Below are 19,320 nucleotides of genomic sequence, written 5' to 3'. Positions count from 1 at the left end.
CTTGACAATAAAAAATTATGAAACCAATCGTTAGCATCATCATGGGTAGCACTTCCGACATGCCTGTAATGGGCAAGGCCGCACAGCTGCTTGATGATTTTGAGATTCCGTTTGAAATAAACGCATTGTCGGCTCACCGCACGCCTGCCGAAGTCGAGCGATTTGCAACCGAGGCCGCGTCACGCGGGCTGAAGGTGATTATCGCCGCTGCCGGAATGGCTGCCGCTCTTCCGGGCGTTATTGCCGCCAACACTACGTTGCCCGTAATAGGCGTGCCTATCGCATCGACGCTCGACGGCATCGACGCTCTGCTCTCAATCGTGCAGATGCCTCCGGGCATTCCCGTTGCCACAGTAGGCATAAACGGCGGATACAATGCCGCACTGCTTGCTGTCGAGATGCTTGCATTGAGCGACGAGCGCATCGCAGCACGTTTTGCCGAGTTCAAGAAGGGCCTTGCCAACAAAATCGTGAAGGCCAATGCCGAGCTCGCCGAAATCAAGTATAAATTCAAAACCAACTAACTGTAACTTAACACCCATTTCTGTGTTTCGCTTCAATTATATGCGCCGCCGGTCAAGGGCGGTCAATGTAGGCGGTGTGCCGTTAGGAGGCGACAACCCCATACGCCTGCAGTCGATGACCAACACATCGACCGTCGACACCGAGGCTTCGGTTGCGCAGTGCCGCCGAATCGCCGATGCCGGAGCCGATTATGTGAGGCTTACGGCCCAGGGAGTGCGCGAAGCCGAGAACATCGGCGTGATACGCTCGGCTCTTCGTGAGCAGGGCTGCAACGTGCCCCTTGTCGCCGACATTCACTTCAATCCCAAGGCTGCCTTTGCCGCCGCCGAGGTGACCGACAAGGTGCGCATTAATCCCGGTAACTTCGTGGATCCGGGCCGCACATTCCGCAAGCTCAGCTATACCGATGAGGAGTATGCCGCCGAGATTGAAAAAATCGATCGTGCCGTCACTCCGTTCTTTGAACTTTGCAAGGCTCACGGCACCGCAGTGAGAATCGGTGTAAACCACGGCTCGCTCAGCGACCGCATAATGAGCCGTTACGGCGACACTCCGGCCGGCATGGTGGAGAGCGCGATGGAGTTTCTGCGCATAGCCGTGAAGCGTGACTTCCTCGACATCGTAATCTCCATCAAGGCAAGCAACGTGGTGGTGATGGTGGAAACCGTGCGTCGTCTTGTAAAGGCCATGGATGCCGAGGGCATGGATTTTCCGCTTCATCTCGGAGTCACCGAAGCCGGTGACGGCGAGGACGGCAGGGTAAAGAGCGCCGTAGGTATAGGTACTCTGCTTGCCGACGGAATTGGTGATACGATACGCGTGTCGCTAAGTGAGGACCCCGAAAACGAGGTGCCTGTGGCAGCCGCTCTCGTGGAATATATAGGCCGTCGCGAAGGCTCTCCCGAGATAGACGGAGTTCCGGCCGACGGATATGACCGCATTGCACCGCAACGACGCGAGAGTGTAGAGATTGACGGCATAGGCGGCAACCGTCCTCCCGTGGTGATAGCCAAGGGTGAGCGCGTGCTTGACGACTATCTGTTGATTGATGCTTCAAGGCCTGTCGACGACTATGTGGAGTTGCTCGCTGCCAATCCCGACAAGGTGGTGGTGATTACATCGTCACACGTTAATGTTACCGGCTCGATAGAGGCTATGGCCCATGCCATGACCCGCAAGGGATTCCGCAATCCTGTAATACCGATGATTGATTACGGTAATGCCGGTTATGAGGATGTGGCTTTGATGGCTGCCGCCGATTTCGGGGCATTGTTGCTCAACGGATTGCGTGACGGCATGTGGCTTAAGGCTGCAAGCCTTGATGATGACGCTGTAATGCGCTTGTCGCTCGGCATATTGCAGGCTACGCGATTGCGCATAAGCCGCACCGAGTACATAGCCTGTCCTGGATGTGGACGCACGCTATTTGACCTGCAGTCGACATTGAAGGCTGTGCGTGAGGCTACATCACATCTTAAAGGATTGAAAATAGGCGTGATGGGCTGTATAGTGAACGGCCCGGGCGAGATGGCCGACGCCGATTACGGATATGTAGGTGCCGCAGCAGGTCACATAAGCCTCTATAAAGGCAAGGAGTGTGTCGAGAAGAACATTCCTCAGGCCGAGGCTATTCCCCATCTTATTGCTCTCATCAAGGAGTGTGGCGACTGGGTAGATCCCTGATTAGCGTTTAAGAGCTTATATTCATAACAAAAGGGGAGAAGCTTTTTTTCATGTGAAGCTTCTCCCCTCTGTTATTGTCACAGCGGTCAACGGTAGGACGATATCAACTCCCGGTAGTCGTTCATGATGCGGTAGTAGGCGTTTAATCCTACTAAAACTCCTATAATCAATCCGCACAGACATCCGGCAAGCATGTATTTGTCGTTTATGTTGTGGATTATAAGCATTGTCAATAGAGGAATGGCAATTATAATCAGTATCACCTGAAACAGATGGTGACGCTTGCGATAGAATCGAGCCTGCTCGGCAATGGTTTCAACGCCCATTGTGTTGAAGTCGAGCCGTTTCAATGATTTCCACAGGTAGAGATCCATAAATCCTGCAATTGCAAAAAACACCATGAAATAACAGGCGATTGTAGGACCTATAAAGCGGTTTTCGATCCACATTAATGATAGGAGCACCATTAACGGAGCGATTATGGAGAATCGTTGATAGGTCGATACGAGCCGATCCTGGGCTGTTTTCAGTTTTGAAAGACGCATCCGGTCGATTTGCCATGAATTGGCATCCTCAAGAGCTTCAATGCGCTTGTTGAGGTCGTTCCATTGTTGTTTCATTTCTTCGGGATCCATATTGTGAATATTTAATAGTTATTCATTGGAGTATTTTACCAGTTTCTCCTTGATACGATGCAATCGCGAGGCCACGGTGTTGCGCGGAATACCCATGATGTCGGCTATGTCGTCATACTTGTGGTCGCTCAGCCACAGCAGTATAAGAGCCTTTTCCACTCGGTCGAGGCGGTTGATAAGGTTATACATCTCGCGCATTCGGTCGGGCTTTTCGCTGCCTGAATCGTGAATTTCAGGAATGGAGTCGATGGAGGTGTATTCGCTCTGATGCCTCTTGTGCTTGCGGAAGTAACTCACGCAGCTGTTGAGGCTCACACGATAAATCCATGTCGACGGCGACGCCTCGCCGCGATAGCGGTCAAATCCGCGCCAAAGGTTAATCATAACCTCCTGCCTCAGGTCGTTGAGATCGTCGGAGTCCACGGCGTAGAAGTAGCATACTTTGGTTATCGTAGGCCCGTACTCCTTTATAAGCCGGATGAATGATTGCTCTTTAGCGTCGTTGTTTTGCATCGTTGATTGGGTTGTTTATCCCGTTAGACGCATCGTTCTCGGTATAGTTCCCTAAAAGTAAAAATTTTTCAACTCTTCATCAGGAAGCAAATCATGTAATTTGCTACATAAATCATTGTAATTCTATTATATGGGAAACTCATGTCTATTAAATATTTGTAGCAATTTGAATTTATCCTTAGGAATTATTGTTGTAGCTACGAATTACATATACATGGGTCTGTCAATCCAAACTATCGTCAATGTGATGGTCAAAATGTGTAGGTTGTTTAAGAATTATTTCCCAAATCCCTTTCTTTGTCGCTCCTTTACGGCAAAGAAACACGCCTTTCTTTTCCATTTGACGACGTTGGTTGCGTAACGCTGATATGGACATCTCAAGCTTGATAGACAGCTCGTTAAATGTTATAGAAGGCTGCCCATTGATTAGTCCTAAGATGTGTAGTTGAATTTCTGAAAGATTTCTTTGTCGTATTTCTTTGTCTGAATAAGTAAATTGTATGTTGTTTTCTTTGTCGTTTTCTTTAATGTTATTTTCAGTCGGAATTCTATTGGAATCCTTGCTTGGGCGTTTGAATGTGACTGTTACGAAGCCTCCGTCCCATCTCCAAAATGGTTCTTCAATTCCTTGTTCACGACAAGCATCAATGATGCGTTTTGCTCCGGAACCCCAGCTCTCCAGATAGGTTGATTTATAAAGAGCCTCAGCAATCTTCAGATTATAAGGATAGGACTCATGTGGTTCTTTGATTGATTCAGGTGAAATTTGTGCGGGGAATATGCCAGGATTGGCTATCTCTATACGGTCATCATAGATAGCGATGCTACCGGTCAAGTTATATTTTTCCCATTGACGGTGGCACAAACTGTTAATCAGAGCCTCTCGCAAAGCATGATACGGAATCTCAAGCCGTTCCTCGCGTTGTAGGCTATGGTTAGTGATTTTGCCGCTGAGATTCAAGTGTTTGAAAAAGAAAGCCATTCCGGCGTCAAGCAGGTCAAAGAAATTTCCTTCAGCTCGTTGGTTATCAACAAACTCATTCTTGTCAGTTCCCATGAAGCGGGCCATTCTAAGCCTGAATTGTGGATACTCGTCAATATTGTCGGAGAACAGCATTACTGCTCCATTGGTAGGAATCCCGTTCTTCAGCAGTTTCCATTTTGCCAATATGTCATCAATTGGAGTGCTTATTGCGCTTGTCGGAATCCTCCCTCCTTCGACCCCAAGACGGACACAACCTCTTATGTGCTTCTCGTTCAAATCGGAAAGTGTGACACCTTCTGCTATCTGGCGTTCCCATGCGTACATTTGGGGTTGATGTGCTCTGATACGCTCATCATACATTTCATGTGGCATAACCTTAGTTGTGCTCTCGACCTTATAATACGGACATCCGTGAAATGTATGCGGACGCTCACCCCATACCCAACCGTCAAAGTGCATTGCTATAATCTTGTTTTCGTTATGGTCGGGCATATCGATATACTCAACGCGGACATCTACATCCGGTTCCAATCCGGAAAGGGCTTGGGCAATTTCACGAAGTGTATTGTCCGTTACTTTTTGACCGACTATTTTCAACGATTTAGGTGTCACGCCAAATATTAGCCAACCTCCATCAGTGTTGAGAAATGCGCATGCCGAGTGCATACCGTCTTTCAATTCCCCGGTACTCTTCTTAAGCTCCAAAGTCCGCGACTCATCGGAAGCAATCAATGTCTTTATATCATCGATTGTCATAGTGTTAATTTATTATTTTAAAGTTTCCAACTGAGTGGGTCGGATTTGAACATCGGCTCAGCTATTCTTAACTAACTCAACTTTTATCTTGTTGATTTTTTGTATTTACATACAAGCAATGTTATAGTGCTGATTAATCACAATGCGTTGATGTATAATGCAAAGCTAATAATTTGTTTTGATACTTTACGATTATGCTGAAGATATTTGGCAAAAGTTCTCTTTAAATGTTTTTCAAGCGGGGGAGGGGTTATTGCATGATGAAGGTGAATATGCGGCCGGAGTTGATGCCGAGCACGCGTGCCGAGAAGAGCTGCGAGGGGTTGCAGCGTGTGCAGCCCGGCGGCATTGTTATGTTCTCCTCTTTTATGCCGGCTTCGATAAGTGACTGTCGCAGATAGGCCGCGAGGTCGACATGTGGCTTGCCGGTCACAGGGTTGCGGGTGACGCAGCTTGCTGGGAATTGCGACGCCACTTCATCGCCCACCTCGAAGCAGCGGCTGCATATACACGGGCCCATTGCTACATGGATGCATGAAATGTCGGCGCCCTTGGCAAGCATTTGCGACAGCGTTACGTTGGCAATGCCGCCTATGGCTCCGCGCCATCCGGCATGTGCCGCCGCTATTATGCAGTTTACGGGGTCGGCCATAAGCACAGGCACGCAATCGGCTGTGGAGATGCCTATTGCCGTGTTGTCGAGCGATGTCACAAGTGCGTCCACGCCCTGGAGCATGTCGTTGTCGACGGGCAGGCGGTCGATGGTGACGCAGTTGATTGAGTGGGTCTGTCGCGGGACGATGAGCCGTTCCGGCTCTATACCCACGGCATTGCATAAAGCATGGCGACAGGAGGCGATGTGAGCCTCGCTGTCGCCTGTGTAGTGACATATATTGAAGTGAGAGTATGCGTCGTCGGGGTCGGCATTGTCGCCACGTGAGGTGTACCACGCCTTTACGCCGTCACACAGCTCTATCGTGTTAAGCCAATCAGGATTGGGGCTCTTCGCTGTCATAGTCCTCCCAGTTGTCGTCCCATTCGTCGTCCCACTCTTCGTCATCGAGCATATCCTCGTCGGGTTCGGGAGCCGGCGCGTTCTCGAATATGAATTCGTCCTCTTCGCGCACACGGTGATGACCGTCGAGGCGTCGATGGGTTATGGTCATGGGCTCGGCGCGGTTGGCTTCGTCGGTTATGGCGCGCCACAGGATGTCCTTCAGGGCCGTGAGTCCCATACCCGACACCGCCGAGATGAACACATGGGGCAGGTCGTCGGGCAGCTCCTTCTCGATTTCGGCCATGAGCTCTTCATCGAGCAGGTCGCTCTTGCTTATGGCGAGCACACGCTGCTTGTCCATCAGCTCGGGATTGAATCGGGCAAGTTCGTTGAGCAGAATCTCATACTCGTTGCGGATGTCGTTGGCATCGGCCGGAACCATGAACAGCAGCACTGCGTTACGCTCGATGTGACGCAGGAATCGAAGTCCGAGGCCCTTGCCTTCGCTCGCACCCTCGATTATACCGGGGATGTCGGCCATTACAAACGAGCGGTTGTCGCGGTAGCTCACTATGCCCAGCTGCGGCTCCATTGTGGTGAAGGGGTAGTCGGCAATCTTGGGGCGGGCCGCCGAGATGGCTGAAAGCAGTGTCGATTTTCCCGCATTTGGGAATCCTACAAGACCCACATCGGCGAGCAGCTTCAATTCGAGTATTACCGATTTCTCGATTGCGGGTTCGCCGGGTTGTGCGTAACGCGGAGTGCGGTTGGTCGAGCTTTTGAAGTGCCAGTTACCGAGTCCTCCGCGACCGCCGCGCAGAAGCTTTATCTCCTCGCCGTCCTGAGTCACCTCACACAGGAAGTCGCCGGTTTCGGAGTCGAACACCACTGTGCCGCAAGGAACTTCGATAATCTTGTCCTCGCCGTCCTTGCCCGAACTGCGGTTGCCGGTTCCGCTCTGTCCGTTGCCTGCAAACACGTGACGCTGATACTTCAGCGGCAGGAGTGTCCACATGTTTTTATTGCCGCGCAGGATTATGTGGCCTCCGCGACCTCCGTCGCCGCCGTCGGGACCGCCTTTGGGAATGTACTTGGCGCGGTAGAAGTGACGTGATCCGGCACCGCCTTTGCCTGAGCGGCACAGGATTTTTACATAGTCTATGAAATTGCTGTCAGCCATAAATGCTTGAGTTTTGTCGATAAAAATGAAACGTTTTATTTCCCGGTAGGGTTCAGTGGGTGAGGTCGTGGTGATGACGCATAAGTTCCTGAGCCTGTTTGAAGTCCGACGGTGAACCTATGTCCATCCACAGTCCGCTTATGGGGAAGAAGCTCACCCGTCGGCCGTCGGCTATGGCGCGTTCGATCAGCTCGGGTGTGTCGATGCGCTCTCCCGGCTTCAAGGTGTTGAGCAGACGGTTGTTGATGAGGTATATTCCCGCATTGGCCTGATAGGTATAGGTGGGCTTCTCCTCGATTGAGTTGACATGACTGCCGTCGGTCATCAGTATGGCGTAGGGCACCGAGACCATGTAAGGCACCGATGCAACCGTTATGTCGGCCTTATCCTCGATGTGCTTCAGATACATGTCCTCATAGGAGATCGTGGTGAGGAGGTCGGAGTTCATCACCAATGTCACTCCGTTGTCGTCACGCTCGACGAGCGACACGGCACCGAGTGTACCCAACGGAGCTGTTTCGCGCAGGCATTTAACGTTCACTCCGTAACGGGGCTCGCTGAAGTGCTCGTGAATCATCTCGGCCAGATAGTTGGTGGTGACCGTTATGTCGGTTATGCCGTGAGCCGCGAGCGACTCGACATTGTAGTCGATAATCGGGCGCGACCCTATCTTGAGCAGGGGCTTGGGCGTGGTGAGCGTAAGCGGGCGCAGGCGTTCGCCACGGCCTCCGGCCATGAGTATTGCCGACACGGGGAGCACCGACCGGCAGCGCGTCAGGTCGATTATGCGCTGTATGCATCCATTGTCGTCGAGCACCGGCAGCAGCGATATCCCAAGCTGACGGCACCGGCGCAGCTCGGCGACATTGCTTTCGCCCGAATGGAGGTATCGGAAATTTCGGTGCATGACGCTGCGCACCTTGTCGAGCAGTCCCGAGCCTTGAAGCAGGCATCGGCGTATGTCACCGTCGGTGAGAGTGCCGGTCATGCGGCCTTCGGCGTCGACGGCGAGGAGTGTCATGACTTCGCCCGACAGCTTGTTGAGGGCGTCGAGAGCGTCAAGTATCGTTATGCCGTCGTTTATTATGTGTGGATCGTCGTAGCTCATTTCGTGTTGTTGTTTATCATTGATTCGGCAATCAGCCAGTCGGTAGGTGTATCGAGGTCGATGCTTCGCTCGCGTGGCATGACAAATGGCAGTCGCTTAGGCATCATGCCGAGCGGATAGCGGCGAAGGCTCTCGGGATTGATTACGTAGACGGCGCCGTTCTGCTCCCATGCCTTGGGGACATCCTGGCGGCGGGTGTAGAGGCCGTCGCCCTTTGACACGTGGAGGCATCCGTCGTCGCCCGTTTCAAAGCAGTTGTAGTAGGGATTGCACGACGCTTCCATAACCGAGAGCACCATGTCGACATCGGGCGAGTATAGCTCAAGGCAGCCTCTTACATCGTCGACTGTGCGGAACGGCGATGTGGGCTGGAGCAACACCACTTTGTCGAATGGACGGTGGAGCGTGTCGCGCCAGTAGTCCATGATGTCGATGATGACCTCGCGCGACCCTGCAGTGTCGGTAGCAAGCTCGGCCGGGCGCATATAGGGTACTTCAAGTCCGGCCCCGCGCACTACATCGGCTATGGCCGGGTCGTCGGTCGACACGGCGATGAGGCTGTCGGGGGCAAGCTGTCGGGCTATTTCCACCGAGTAGAGTATCAGCGGTTTCCCTCCGAGCGGCTTGATGTTTTTGTGGGGAATGCCCTTGCTGCCGCCTCGGGCCGTTATTACATAGAGTGTTGATTGGTCGGTCATACTATGGTGTCAATGGTGAATGTCGTGAAACTTCTTTCCCGATAGCTCCGACAACGGGGTGTTGGCTATCGCATCGACTATAAGTCGCAATGTATCGGGCTTTGCGTAGGGATTTTCGGCGACGGCGGCCTCGTTGCGCCCTTCCTCGCTGAGCGAATATGCGATTCCACGTGCTATGTCGTCGGGCGTGCAACTGTAGTGACGCACCGACGAAGCGGCGAGCCGTCCGCGCTGGCGTATGCCTATGTCGACTGTGGGGATGTGCATCGAAGGCACCTCCACGATGCCGCTCGACGAGTTGCCAACAACCGCGCCTGCATAGTGCAGTGCCGAGAGGTAACGCCGTTTGCCAAGTGAAGGCACCACCTTGACGCGATGCTGCCGGGTGGCGGCGTAACGCTCGATCATGTCGATTATCACCTGTCCGGCGGTGTCGCTGTTGGGGTAGGTGATTATGACATTGTTGTCGGGGAAGCGGTCGAGAGCTTCAAGAAGCGCGGCGCATTGTTGATTCACGGGCGTAGGGTCGAGCGTCGCCGGATGATAGGTCACGAGCAGCGTGTTGCGGTCGACGGTCATGCCTATCGACTCTTCAAGCTCCTCGCGTGACATGACAGGTTCATGAATGATGTTGTACACGCCTATCGCGCCTGTGTTTATGACACGTTGCGGTTCTTCACCCATCTGGATTACGCGATTGCGGTTTTCCTCGGTGGCCGTCAGGTGTAGTGACGCCATCTTTGTTATGGCGTGGCGTATGCTGTCGTCGTAGGCTCCTTCCGATATTTCGCCTCCGGCAATGTGTACTATGGGTATTCGGAAAATCAATGCCGCCGAGGCCACGGTGAGCATCTCGTAACGGTCGCCGAGCACAACAAGCAGGTCGGGCGACAGTCGGCTCAGGGCATCGGCTGTTCCGGCCATGCACCGGCTCATGGATCGCACGGTGGCTGCCGCGCTGTCATCGTCGTTGTCGTTGAGCATGGGCACTTCGGCATCGACGGTAAATCCGTCGGCGATGATTTCGTCGACGGTGTGTCCGTAACGGTCGCTGAGGTGCATGTTGGTCACGAGCAGCTGCAGCTCGATGTCGTCGCGCGACGCGAGCTCACGGGCAATGCCGCTCAGCAGGCCCCATTCGGCACGGGTTCCGGTTGCAATGCACACTTTTCGCTTCATAGGCAGTCGATTTGTGTAGCCGTGACGGGCGCTCCGATGAAGAGCGACGCCAGTTCGGCAAATTTGTCGGGACTCTCGGTCGTGCGGTAACTGCATGTGCCGCCCTTGCTGCACTTCGCCTCCATCTCGGGATGACGCTTCAGGTAGGCGACGAGGCTCTCGGCAACAATTTCGCCTTGCGGAAGCACACGTGCGCTTTCGGGCACATAACGGCGTATCTTGTCGTAGAGCAGCGGATAGTGGGTGCAACCGAGTATGATAGTATCGATGGCCGGCTCTTTGGCCATTAGTCGGTCGACCTCCTGCTTGACGAAGTAGTCGGCGCCGGGCGACGAGGCTTCGCGGTTTTCAACGAGCGGCACCCACATGGGACATGCCTGGGTGTAGGTGTGAAACGTGGGATGCAGCTTGGTTATCTCGAGCTCGTAACTGCCGCTGCGTATTGTGCCGGGCGTGCCCACGATGCCTATGTTGCCGTTGCGCGATATTTCGCCCACCTTCTCGACGGTGGGGCGTATGACGCCGAGCACGCGGCGGTCGGGATCGATGAGCGGCAAGTCGTTCTGCTGAATCGTGCGAAGCGCCTTGGCCGATGCGGTGTTGCAGGCGAGAATCACCAGATGACATCCTTGGTCGAAGAGGTAGCGCACGGCTTCGAGCGTGAAGCGGTACACGATGTCAAACGAGCGCGTGCCGTAGGGCGCACGTGCGTTGTCGCCGAGATATATGTAGTCATACTGCGGCAGCAGCTCCCTTATCTGGTTGAGGATTGTGAGTCCGCCGTAGCCTGAATCGAAGACTCCTATAGGCCCGGGTACACTGTGTTGGTTGTTGGCGGTTGATTTATCCATTCGGCATTTCGTTACGTGAAATCGCGCGAAGTCGGTTGCTCGATTTGCAGGTGGGATTATTGAAAAATAGGCCGCACCGGTTAAGGGAGCGGCCTATTGTGCTTTTAGGTCGATGAAAGTCGGATTATCAGATACCGAGCTTTGTGCGCACCATTGAAGTTACATCGGTAACATCGGTGCCTACATAGAGGGGAACGTTGCTCTCGAAGATGAATGTGAGGTTGTTCTCCTTACCTACTGCCTGGATGGCGCTCTGAATCTTCTCCTGGATGGGAGCCATCAGGGCTGCCTGCTGACGCTGAAGGTCCTGCATGGCGGTAGAGTGGAACTGCTGCATCTTCTGCTCCTGCTGCTGGATGTCCTGCATGCGGCGCTCCTTGATTGACTCGGGAGTGCTGGCGTCGAGAGCCTGAAAGTCGGCAAAGTCTTTTTCAATCTTTTCCTGAAGCTTCTTGAGCTCTTCTTCATACTTCTGGGTTGAGGCCTGAACCTGCTCCTGAGCTGCTTTGAGTTCGGGCATTGCCTCGGCGATGGTCTGGGTGTTTACAACACCGAATTTGGGAGCCTGCGCAAAGGCAAACATAGGAATCGCTACAAGGAGAGCGAGTAAAATTTTCTTCATATCGGCTTTAGAATTGTTAAAATTTTCCGGTTAAGTTAATTTGTCGTTGCAAAGATAATAAACTATATTGATTTATGCCAATGGACGCAAGCAAAAATGCTTAGTTGCCTATACCCAGCTTGGCAAGAACCTCGTTGCTCACATCGATGCGCGGTGACGCAAAGATTATGTTGGCCGACGATGCGCGGTCGAAGATGCACATGTAGCCGCGTTCCTCGCTCACTTTTTTCACTGCGTTGTAAATTTCGTCCTGAATGGGAGCTATGAGCGACTGGCGCTTCTTGAACAGTTCGCCTTCGGGACCGAAATACTTGTAGCGAAGTTCGGTGGCCTCTTTCTCCTTGGCCACGATCTGAGCCTCTTTCTGCGACTTCTGTTCATCGGTCATGAACACCATGTCGTTCTGGAAACTCTTGTACATGTTCTGGGCTTCGGTAGCTTTGGCCTCGACCTCTTTCTGCCAGCGTTGCGACAGTTGGTCGAGCTGTTGGTTGGCTACTTCATAAGCCGGTATGTTCTTTAGGATATACTCCATGTCGATGAGCGCAAACTTCTGTGCCGATGCGCCAAATACGCAAGCCATTATTGCGATGAGCGCGATTGTCAATTTTTTCATGTTGTGATTCAATTAAATGGGTTTATGATAATATGACGCTTGGGCGCGAATTTGGTTTATCCTTTTTAAGAATTTTTAGAACTCCTGACCGAGGATGAAGTGGAATTGGCTTCCTCCCTTGCGGCCGAATACGGTGTCGAAACCGTAGGCCCAGTCGATACCCATCATACCCACCATAGGCAGATAGATGCGCACACCGGCACCGGCACTGCGCTTGAGGTCGAAGGGCGAGAAGCTCTTGACATCGGTCCATGCGTTACCGGCTTCGAGGAATGTAAGACCGTAGATGGTGGTCGATGCCGACAGCATGAAGGGGAAGTGCAACTCGACTCCGACACGCGAGTAGGCGTAGCCTTCCTTGGTCCAGGGGGTGAACTGTCCGTTCTCGTAACCGCGAAGACCGATGGTTTCGGTTGCGTAGGTGTAGGAGCCCGACATACCGTCACCACCCACGTAGAATGTTTCGAACGGTGACTTCAGCCACTTGTTGTAGCTGCCGAGCAATCCGAAGTCGGCGCGGGTCATGAGCACGAGGGTCCACTTGCCGTCGGGGTCGGTGAGCGGTGTATAGGTGCGTGACTTGATGCGGAGCTTCCAGTACTCGATCCAGCGGTAGAGCTGCTTCTTCGACTCGACGGTGTTCTCCTTGTAGAGCTTCTCCCAGTCCTTCTTGCCGCTGAAGAGCGATGCAGGAGGAGTGAGCTGAAGGTTTACCGAGAAGATTGATCCGCGGCGGGTGTAGAGCGGCTGGTCGATTGACTGACGGGCGAGAGTAAGACCGAGTACAATCGAGTTGGATGTACCGTTGTTCATATAATAGAGGTAATCCCAGTTCTTGAGGTAGTACCACTGATAGCCGATTTCGGCCTGGAATGTGAATGCGTCATCGGGCCAGTGGAGTCGCTTACCGATACCTACGTTGATACCCACCATCTGGAGTACCTTGTTGGGGTCGTAGGCATCTTCGATGGTACTTTGGTAATAGTCGTTGCCCAAATAGCCTCCCCACATGCCGCCGTAGCCGTAGCCTGAGTTCATCCAGCGACGGTTGTAGAACGAGGAGTTGATACCGGTCTGACGGCTGTACCATGCCGAGATGGATAGCGAGTTGGGTCGCTTGCCGCCAAACCACGGGTCGAGGAACGATATTGCGTAGCTCTGATAGTATTTTGCGTTGGTCTGTGCGCTGATGGTGAATGTCTGTCCTTCACCCTGAGGTATGAGTCCCTTGTAGGAGCCGGGGTTGAACAGGTTCTTGATTGAGAAGTTGGTGAACTTGAGGGCGAGTTTACCGATAAGACCGGTCTGTCCCCAACCGAACGACACCTCAATCTGGTCGTTGGCCTTTGACTCGAGGTCGAAGATGATGTCGACTGTACCGTTCTCTGCGTTAGGCTCGGGGCGTATGTCCATGTTTTCGGGGTCGAAGTGGCCTGTCTGGGCTATTTCGCGGGCCGAGCGGATGAGGTCCTGCTTGTTGAACAGCTCACCGGGCTTTACAAACAGCTCACGGCGTATGACCTTTTCATAAAGGCGGTCGTTACCGTTGATGATCACGTTGTTGATGGTGGCCTTTGGTCCCTCGATCATTCTCATCTCAAGGGCGATTGAGTCGCCGTGTACGTTCTTCTCGATGGGTATGAGCTGATAGAAGAGATAACCCTGATTTTGATAGATGTTGGGTATGTTGTCGTCATCGCCCTTGTTGGGGTCGGTGCGCTTCTCGAGAATCTTCTGGTTGTAGACATCGCCGGGCTTCATGTCGAGTACATAGTCAAGGAAGTCGCTCGGATAGACGGTGTTGCCCACCCAGTCGATTGAGCTGATGTAGTACTTCTTGCCCTCTTCAAGGGTGATGTAGACGTCGACGGTCTTGTCGTCGTAGGGGACTACGCTGTCGCTCAGGATTTTTGCGTCACGGTAGCCCTTTTCGTTATACTTTTCGATGATGCGGTTCAAGTCGTCCTGGAAGTCGCTTTCAACAAATTTCTTCTGGCGGAAGAGGTTGATGAGCTTGCCCTTCTCGTTGGTCTTCTTCATCGTGCGCTGGATGGCGTTGTCGCTCAACACCTCGTTGCCGTCGATGTAGATTTTGTGTACCTTCACCTTGTTGTTCTTGTTGACATAGATGTCGACAATGTCTTCGCCGGGTGCCGACAGGTCGGGAGTCTGCTCGATGCGCACATCGGCGTTACCGAAGCCCTTCTGCGAGTAGAAGGCCTTTATTATCTGCTTTGCGCGGTTTACGATGTTGGGGGTTATCTGGTTACCCTTCATCAGCTGCAGCTTCTCTTCGAGATCCTTGCGCTCACCGCCGCTTGTGCCGTGGTAGTTTATGGCTGCGATGCGGGGCTGCGGCTTCAGTGCGAATTCGAGCCACACCTTGTCGCCATACATCTTCTCGACCTTTATCTGAATCGACGAGAAGAGTCCCTGACGGGCAAATCGTTTTGCGGCGTTGGTTATGTCGTTACCGGGTATTTCGATGAAGTCGCCTACGTTGAGTCCCGAGTATCCTATCACGATGTCGTCCTCGTAGTTGGGTACTCCGGTTACCTTGATGCCTGCGATTTCGTAGGTGCTCGGCATTCCGGTGTAGATTATCTTAGGGTTGTAGACGGTGTCAGTGGGGGCATTCTGTGCGAATGAACTTGCACTGAAGAGAGCGATTAATATGATTAGCAGCTGATGACGCATAATCTGACTTTGAGTGATTTATTATCTTGTTTTGTCGTTATTGTTGTTTATTGTTGTTGCACCTGGTCGCTTGTGAGGCCAAACCTGCGCTCGCGCGACTGAAATTGCTCCAGGGCGTCAAGAAAGTCGTCCTTGGTGAAGTCGGGCCAGTAGGTAGAGGTGACATATATTTCGCTGTAGGCAATCTGCCACAGCAGGAAGTTGCTCACGCGGAAGTCGCCGCCGGTGCGTATGAGCAGGTCGGGGTCGGGCATGTCGGCGGTCGACAGGTTGCGGCTGATGGTGTCGTCGGTGATGTCGTCGGGGTCGAGGCTTCCGGCCTGTACCTTTGCGGCGATGTTGCGCACGGCCTCGGTTATCTCCCATCGCGACGAGTAGCTCAGGGCGAGCACGAGAGTGAGCCCGGTGCATTGGGCGGTGTCGTCCATGCACTTGCTAAGACGGCGGCGGGCAAAGTCGGGCATTCGTCCGAAGTCGCCTATCATTGTCAGTCGCACGTTGTTCTTTATCAGGTCGGCGGTTTCACGCTCGATTGCGATGACTATGAGGTTCATCAGAGCGTCGACTTCCTCCTGCGGACGGTTCCAGTTTTCGGTCGAGAAAGTGTAAAGTGTCAGGTACTTTATGCCGATTTCCGAAGCGGCTTCGGTAATCTTGCGCACAGTATTTACCCCTTCCACGTGGCCCTCCGATCGGTCGAGGCCGCGTGCACGTGCCCAGCGTCCGTTGCCGTCCATGATGATGGCTACGTGACGCGGAAGTCGCTTGGGGTCTATGTTGTGGTTCCGTGACATTGTCGGTCGTTTATGTTTAATCAATATAGAAGCAGTTGCGGCAACGTTGACCTATCTCGTAACTGATTGTAATCATTATTGTCGAGTACCAGTCGGTGTTCTTGATAAACGAGCTCTTGATCATGTAGGGATCGTCGAGGACTTCGCCGTCGACACGATCGCCGAGCACCTTTGTCATAGTCCATTCAAGCCCGAGATTGATGCGCTGTTGCAGCTTGTACTTCACTCCTGCACCCATAGGCAGATTCATGGCCGTAAACGTGCCTCCCGACGATGCCACCGTGACACCCGCACCCAGTGCGATGTAAGGGCTCCATCGGCTCAGCTTACGGTAGGATTCGCCTATGCCGTAGTTCAAAAAGTTGAATTCGACTCGCGCTCCGAGGTCGTAGACCTGTGAGGTGAATCGGTATTCCGCCCCTCCGGGCAGAACGTTTGTCATGTCGGCACTGTTGCCGCTTAATCCGGCGGTGAGAAGCGTAGCTCTTATCGACCAGCGGGGATCGATGAGGTAGCGGAAGCTCACCTGGGCGGCAAAGCCCGGATGCTTCAGGAAGTTGCTCGTGTTGGCGTCACCGAGGTAACCGCTTGTTCCGAGTCCGGCTCCGAGGTCAAATCGGTAGGCCGTTTCCTGTGCTTGCGTCGGCAGCGTTGCCGTTACCGACAATATGATGGCAATCGCCCAAGAGGCGGCACTTGCTATGATGCAACGTGACATGGCCGGAAGGACGATTGGCTGTGGCTTATTGCAGCGGCTTGAACGTGAGTCGGTTTATGACTCCGCGCCAAACCGTGTTACATACATTGCCGTAGCGGTCGATACCTCCGTATAGATATACATAGGGGCATTCCCACTCTTTTATGGGTGCTATCGCGCGGCTTGAAGCTCCGTTGTCGGCGATCATCCACCATGCCGGCAGGGCGATGGGCGCTGTTTCCTGCCATTTGCCTGAAGCGGAGCGGGCGGTGAGAATGCTCTTGCGCACTATTGCCTGCGAATAGGCCATTGACGGAATATACATCGGCAACTTGGCGAGCTCGTCGGCTACCTTCCATGTTATGCCCTGGTCGAGCGATATGTACACGGTGGGTGAGTTGACGCCGTCGGCTTTGCGTCCGCCGAGTGCAAAGAGTGTGGTGTACTCGGTCACGTGCCAGTTGGATGTCGAGGTCTTGAACGTGAAGTAGGGGAAGAGTGACATGCCTTCGCAGGGGGTGGGGATGCTCTTTTCGCTGATGCGCGACCATTTCGATCCGTCAAATCCCCATGCTTCGCCTGTCAGTGAACCGTCGGCTTTGCGGCCGCCCACCATGAGGGTCTGCGGGTTGGTGCTCCATTTGTTGTCAAACAGCAGCATGTCGCTGGTGCCCGATACGGGGCAGTCGGTTGCGACTTCGCTTTCGGTGAAGTCGGCCGAGGCGGGATACATTGTGTGGATGTATTTGCCGTTTTCGTACTTGTTGCCTATTATCTTGTCGCCGTAACCGCCGTAGATGTGGTTCCATTTCATGCCTGTGGCGCTCCATGATTTGCCGTCGGTCGACTTATACATATCGCCTGTGGTCGACAGCACGTAGAGTGCATTGGACGACGCTGTGAGAGTGCGCAGGTTGGGTTCGGCCGGGAATGTCACGGCTTCGGTAGTTTCCATGTCACCGTCTATTACGGTGAGCGAGTAGTCGGTGGTCTTTACGAAGCTGTACACCTTGTCGAGGTATTCGACAGCCTTCTGAGCTTTGGGAGTGCCGTTGTCGGTCAGCTTGGCCCATTCGGTCTTGCCCCAGTAGAGTGAGTCGGGCTTTACATCGTAAACGTTTACCTTCACGTCGTAGGTGCGCTTCTGCAGCTCGTTGAGCGATGTGACGATGATCGACACATTGGCGCTGAAGTCGATACTGTCGATCGACGATGTGTTGTAGACGAGTGTTGTGTCCTTCATCACCTTGCTGTCGGTCACCTTCACCTCTATCTTGGAGCTTCCGTTGGTGCCTATGTCGGCAAGGAGCTTGGTGATCTTTGTGCCGTAGGGGAGCGGCTGGGCATTGAATATGCGTGCGCCCACAAGGTCTATTGTAAAGTATACCGAGTCGAGATTGGCAAGTACTTTTGTGTTAGGCTTAAGGCTGAACGAGGTTATGGCCGTGTTGGAATATAGCACCTCGATGTTATAGCCGTTGTCATCTATCTCTATGGGATCACTGCTGTTGCACGCTGTAAAAGAGGCGACAAACATGATTGCCATCAGAGCGTATGCTGTTAATTTTCTTGTCATATTATATACAGGCGTTATTTTTCAAACTGCAAATTTAGCAACAATTTCATAAATTGAAGTGAGATTATTGCTAAAATCGCATTGAGCATATTGTGAAAATTGACCGTAAAATTACAATTTATCCTTAAATCGGCATCGTAAATGTAGACAATTAGGTCTATATTGACGCTTTTTATAGGTTTTTAACGCCAAGAAGGCCGTCACGGACAAAATAGTCGATGCGGTTGTTGTCGATTGTTAATGATTGTGAGGGAATTTTATCGACCTTGGGGGCTTTTACGCCTTCGCCGAGTGTCAATGGCGAAGTTTCGACACGCATCATGTCCCAAAGTCCCGCGTCGATGAACGACTGCAAAAGCTTTGCGCCACCCTCGACGAGCACCGATGTCGTCCCTTCGGCATAGAGCCTCTCAAGCTCTTCGGCTACGCTCCCTGAGCGTGACACGGTGACGGGCAGTCCGTCGGTGAGCAGTCGGCAGTCGGCTGGAATGGAGTTGTGACGCGACATTATGACTCTCTTGGGGTTGCGTCCCGGCCATAGCCGTGGCGTGAGCGAGGGGTTGTCGCTTATCACGGTGCTGCTGCCCGCCATTATGGCGTCATGCATCGTGCGCTGACGGTGCATGAGTGTGGCGGTGAGCGGTGTCGACAGCTGTGCGGGCGGCTGTGACGGGTCGCGAAGCCTGTCGATGTAGCCATCGGCGCTTTGGGCCCATTTCAGCGTTACCCAGGGGCGGCGCAGCGAGTGGGCTGTCATAAACACCGGGTTGACGGCCCTGCACTCATCTTCGAGAACTCCGGTCGTCACCTCGATGCCGGCGTCACGCAGCATCTTGACTCCGCGTCCGCTCACTTTTTCGTAGGGGTCGAGCGAGCCTACGACTACACGAGGTATGCCTTTGTCGATTATGAGCTGCGAGCATGGCGGGGTCTTGCCGTAGTGGGAGCATGGCTCGAGCGTCACGTAGATTGTCGAGTCCTTGAGCAGCTCCGGGTCCGATACCGATGCGATGGCGTTGACCTCGGCGTGTCCCTCTCCGCATCGGCGGTGGTAGCCTTCGCCTATTATCATTCCGTCGCGCACTATCACGGCACCCACCATGGGGTTGGGCGATGTGTTGGCTAATCCCGCGTGTCGCGCAAGCTCGATGGCACGCTTCATATATCGAGTGTCGATTTCCATCATTAATTAATAGTGTTTCGTCAAA

Annotated in this window: 18 protein-coding genes; 2 read left to right on the top strand and 16 right to left on the bottom strand. The window is 53.2% G+C overall.

The genetic code is table 11. The features are described 5' to 3' along the window. Positions 1–17: 17 nt before the first annotated feature. A complete protein-coding gene (gene purE, locus E7746_RS10995) occupies positions 18–524 on the top strand; it encodes a 5-(carboxyamino)imidazole ribonucleotide mutase (protein WP_123395617.1) in 507 nt (168 codons plus the stop codon). Positions 525–546: 22 nt separating this feature from the next. Beyond that, positions 547–2,208 (top strand): (E)-4-hydroxy-3-methylbut-2-enyl-diphosphate synthase, encoded by a 1,662-nt coding sequence (gene ispG, locus E7746_RS10990; RefSeq protein ID WP_136410813.1) that lies wholly within the window; start codon positions 547–549, stop codon positions 2,206–2,208. Between the two features lie 86 nt (positions 2,209–2,294). Here ispG and E7746_RS10985 read toward each other — a convergent pair whose 3' ends face one another. The 16 genes from E7746_RS10985 to ribD all read right to left on the bottom strand — a co-directional run bounded on the left by E7746_RS10985 (position 2,295) and on the right by ribD (position 19,298). Then, on the bottom strand, positions 2,295–2,843 hold the full coding sequence (locus E7746_RS10985) for a hypothetical protein (protein WP_123395619.1): 549 nt from the start codon (positions 2,841–2,843) through the stop codon (positions 2,295–2,297). An 18-nt stretch (positions 2,844–2,861) separates the two neighbouring features. Further along, positions 2,862–3,356, bottom strand: coding sequence for an RNA polymerase sigma factor (locus tag E7746_RS10980; protein ID WP_136410812.1), 495 nt, complete (start codon positions 3,354–3,356; stop codon positions 2,862–2,864). Positions 3,357–3,579: 223 nt separating this feature from the next. Beyond that, positions 3,580–5,097 (bottom strand): ATP-binding protein, encoded by a 1,518-nt coding sequence (locus E7746_RS10975; protein ID WP_136410811.1) that lies wholly within the window; start codon positions 5,095–5,097, stop codon positions 3,580–3,582. Positions 5,098–5,347: 250 nt separating this feature from the next. Then, positions 5,348–6,112, bottom strand: a complete 765-nt coding sequence (gene pgeF / locus E7746_RS10970; RefSeq protein WP_168184369.1) for a peptidoglycan editing factor PgeF — start codon at positions 6,110–6,112, stop codon at positions 5,348–5,350. Continuing rightward, entirely contained in the window at positions 6,087–7,274 is a 1,188-nt protein-coding gene (obgE, locus tag E7746_RS10965) for a GTPase ObgE (RefSeq protein WP_123395622.1), read from the bottom strand. The genes pgeF and obgE overlap by 26 nt, the downstream gene beginning before the upstream one ends. A 52-nt stretch (positions 7,275–7,326) precedes the next feature. After that, positions 7,327–8,382, bottom strand: a complete 1,056-nt coding sequence (locus tag E7746_RS10960) for a nucleotidyltransferase family protein (protein WP_136410809.1) — start codon at positions 8,380–8,382, stop codon at positions 7,327–7,329. Then, entirely contained in the window at positions 8,379–9,080 is a 702-nt protein-coding gene (locus tag E7746_RS10955) for an acylneuraminate cytidylyltransferase family protein (protein ID WP_123395624.1), read from the bottom strand. The genes E7746_RS10960 and E7746_RS10955 overlap by 4 nt, the downstream gene beginning before the upstream one ends. 9 nt (positions 9,081–9,089) lie before the next feature. Then, on the bottom strand, positions 9,090–10,259 hold the full coding sequence (gene neuC / locus E7746_RS10950) for a UDP-N-acetylglucosamine 2-epimerase (protein ID WP_136410808.1): 1,170 nt from the start codon (positions 10,257–10,259) through the stop codon (positions 9,090–9,092). Continuing rightward, positions 10,256–11,110 (bottom strand): glutamate racemase, encoded by an 855-nt coding sequence (gene murI, locus E7746_RS10945; protein WP_136410807.1) that lies wholly within the window; start codon positions 11,108–11,110, stop codon positions 10,256–10,258. Before murI ends, neuC begins: the two co-directional genes overlap by 4 nt. Before the next feature lie 127 nt (positions 11,111–11,237). Further along, entirely contained in the window at positions 11,238–11,732 is a 495-nt protein-coding gene (locus E7746_RS10940) for an OmpH family outer membrane protein (protein ID WP_123395627.1), read from the bottom strand. 100 nt (positions 11,733–11,832) lie between these two features. Beyond that, positions 11,833–12,348, bottom strand: coding sequence for an OmpH family outer membrane protein (locus E7746_RS10935; protein WP_136410806.1), 516 nt, complete (start codon positions 12,346–12,348; stop codon positions 11,833–11,835). Positions 12,349–12,423: 75 nt separating this feature from the next. Further along, on the bottom strand, positions 12,424–15,045 hold the full coding sequence (locus E7746_RS10930; protein WP_136410805.1) for a BamA/OMP85 family outer membrane protein: 2,622 nt from the start codon (positions 15,043–15,045) through the stop codon (positions 12,424–12,426). A 47-nt stretch (positions 15,046–15,092) separates the two neighbouring features. After that, complete coding sequence (locus tag E7746_RS10925; protein WP_135946756.1) at positions 15,093–15,839, bottom strand: isoprenyl transferase; 747 nt, start codon at positions 15,837–15,839, stop codon at positions 15,093–15,095. A gap of 16 nt (positions 15,840–15,855) precedes the next feature. Beyond that, complete coding sequence (gene porG, locus E7746_RS10920; RefSeq protein WP_135946757.1) at positions 15,856–16,557, bottom strand: type IX secretion system protein PorG; 702 nt, start codon at positions 16,555–16,557, stop codon at positions 15,856–15,858. Positions 16,558–16,582: 25 nt separating this feature from the next. After that, positions 16,583–18,112, bottom strand: a complete 1,530-nt coding sequence (locus tag E7746_RS10915; protein ID WP_136410804.1) for a DUF6242 domain-containing protein — start codon at positions 18,110–18,112, stop codon at positions 16,583–16,585. Between the two features lie 172 nt (positions 18,113–18,284). After that, entirely contained in the window at positions 18,285–19,298 is a 1,014-nt protein-coding gene (gene ribD / locus E7746_RS10910) for a bifunctional diaminohydroxyphosphoribosylaminopyrimidine deaminase/5-amino-6-(5-phosphoribosylamino)uracil reductase RibD (RefSeq protein WP_136410803.1), read from the bottom strand. Between the last annotated feature and the right edge of the window lie 22 nt (positions 19,299–19,320).

The organism is Muribaculum gordoncarteri, from assembly GCF_004803695.1.
In the GTDB taxonomy this organism is placed as follows: domain Bacteria; phylum Bacteroidota; class Bacteroidia; order Bacteroidales; family Muribaculaceae; genus Muribaculum; species Muribaculum gordoncarteri.
The sequence above is the reverse complement of the archived record's forward strand: the minus strand, read 5'-3'. Positions and strand labels throughout refer to the sequence as shown.

Coding starts and splice junctions, on each gene's coding strand:
- E7746_RS10975 (WP_136410811.1), bottom strand. CDS start 5,097: ATGACAATCGATGATATAAAGACATTGATTGCTTCCGATGAGTCGCGG.
- E7746_RS10930 (WP_136410805.1), bottom strand. CDS start 15,045: ATGCGTCATCAGCTGCTAATCATATTAATCGCTCTCTTCAGTGCAAGT.
- obgE (WP_123395622.1), bottom strand. CDS start 7,274: ATGGCTGACAGCAATTTCATAGACTATGTAAAAATCCTGTGCCGCTCA.
- E7746_RS10925 (WP_135946756.1), bottom strand. CDS start 15,839: ATGTCACGGAACCACAACATAGACCCCAAGCGACTTCCGCGTCACGTA.
- porG (WP_135946757.1), bottom strand. CDS start 16,557: ATGTCACGTTGCATCATAGCAAGTGCCGCCTCTTGGGCGATTGCCATC.
- E7746_RS10960 (WP_136410809.1), bottom strand. CDS start 8,382: ATGAGCTACGACGATCCACACATAATAAACGACGGCATAACGATACTT.
- E7746_RS10935 (WP_136410806.1), bottom strand. CDS start 12,348: ATGAAAAAATTGACAATCGCGCTCATCGCAATAATGGCTTGCGTATTT.
- ribD (WP_136410803.1), bottom strand. CDS start 19,298: ATGATGGAAATCGACACTCGATATATGAAGCGTGCCATCGAGCTTGCG.
- E7746_RS10985 (WP_123395619.1), bottom strand. CDS start 2,843: ATGGATCCCGAAGAAATGAAACAACAATGGAACGACCTCAACAAGCGC.
- purE (WP_123395617.1), top strand. CDS start 18: ATGAAACCAATCGTTAGCATCATCATGGGTAGCACTTCCGACATGCCT.
- murI (WP_136410807.1), bottom strand. CDS start 11,110: ATGGATAAATCAACCGCCAACAACCAACACAGTGTACCCGGGCCTATA.
- E7746_RS10955 (WP_123395624.1), bottom strand. CDS start 9,080: ATGACCGACCAATCAACACTCTATGTAATAACGGCCCGAGGCGGCAGC.
- pgeF (WP_168184369.1), bottom strand. CDS start 6,112: ATGACAGCGAAGAGCCCCAATCCTGATTGGCTTAACACGATAGAGCTG.
- E7746_RS10980 (WP_136410812.1), bottom strand. CDS start 3,356: ATGCAAAACAACGACGCTAAAGAGCAATCATTCATCCGGCTTATAAAG.
- E7746_RS10940 (WP_123395627.1), bottom strand. CDS start 11,732: ATGAAGAAAATTTTACTCGCTCTCCTTGTAGCGATTCCTATGTTTGCC.
- neuC (WP_136410808.1), bottom strand. CDS start 10,259: ATGAAGCGAAAAGTGTGCATTGCAACCGGAACCCGTGCCGAATGGGGC.
- E7746_RS10915 (WP_136410804.1), bottom strand. CDS start 18,112: ATGACAAGAAAATTAACAGCATACGCTCTGATGGCAATCATGTTTGTC.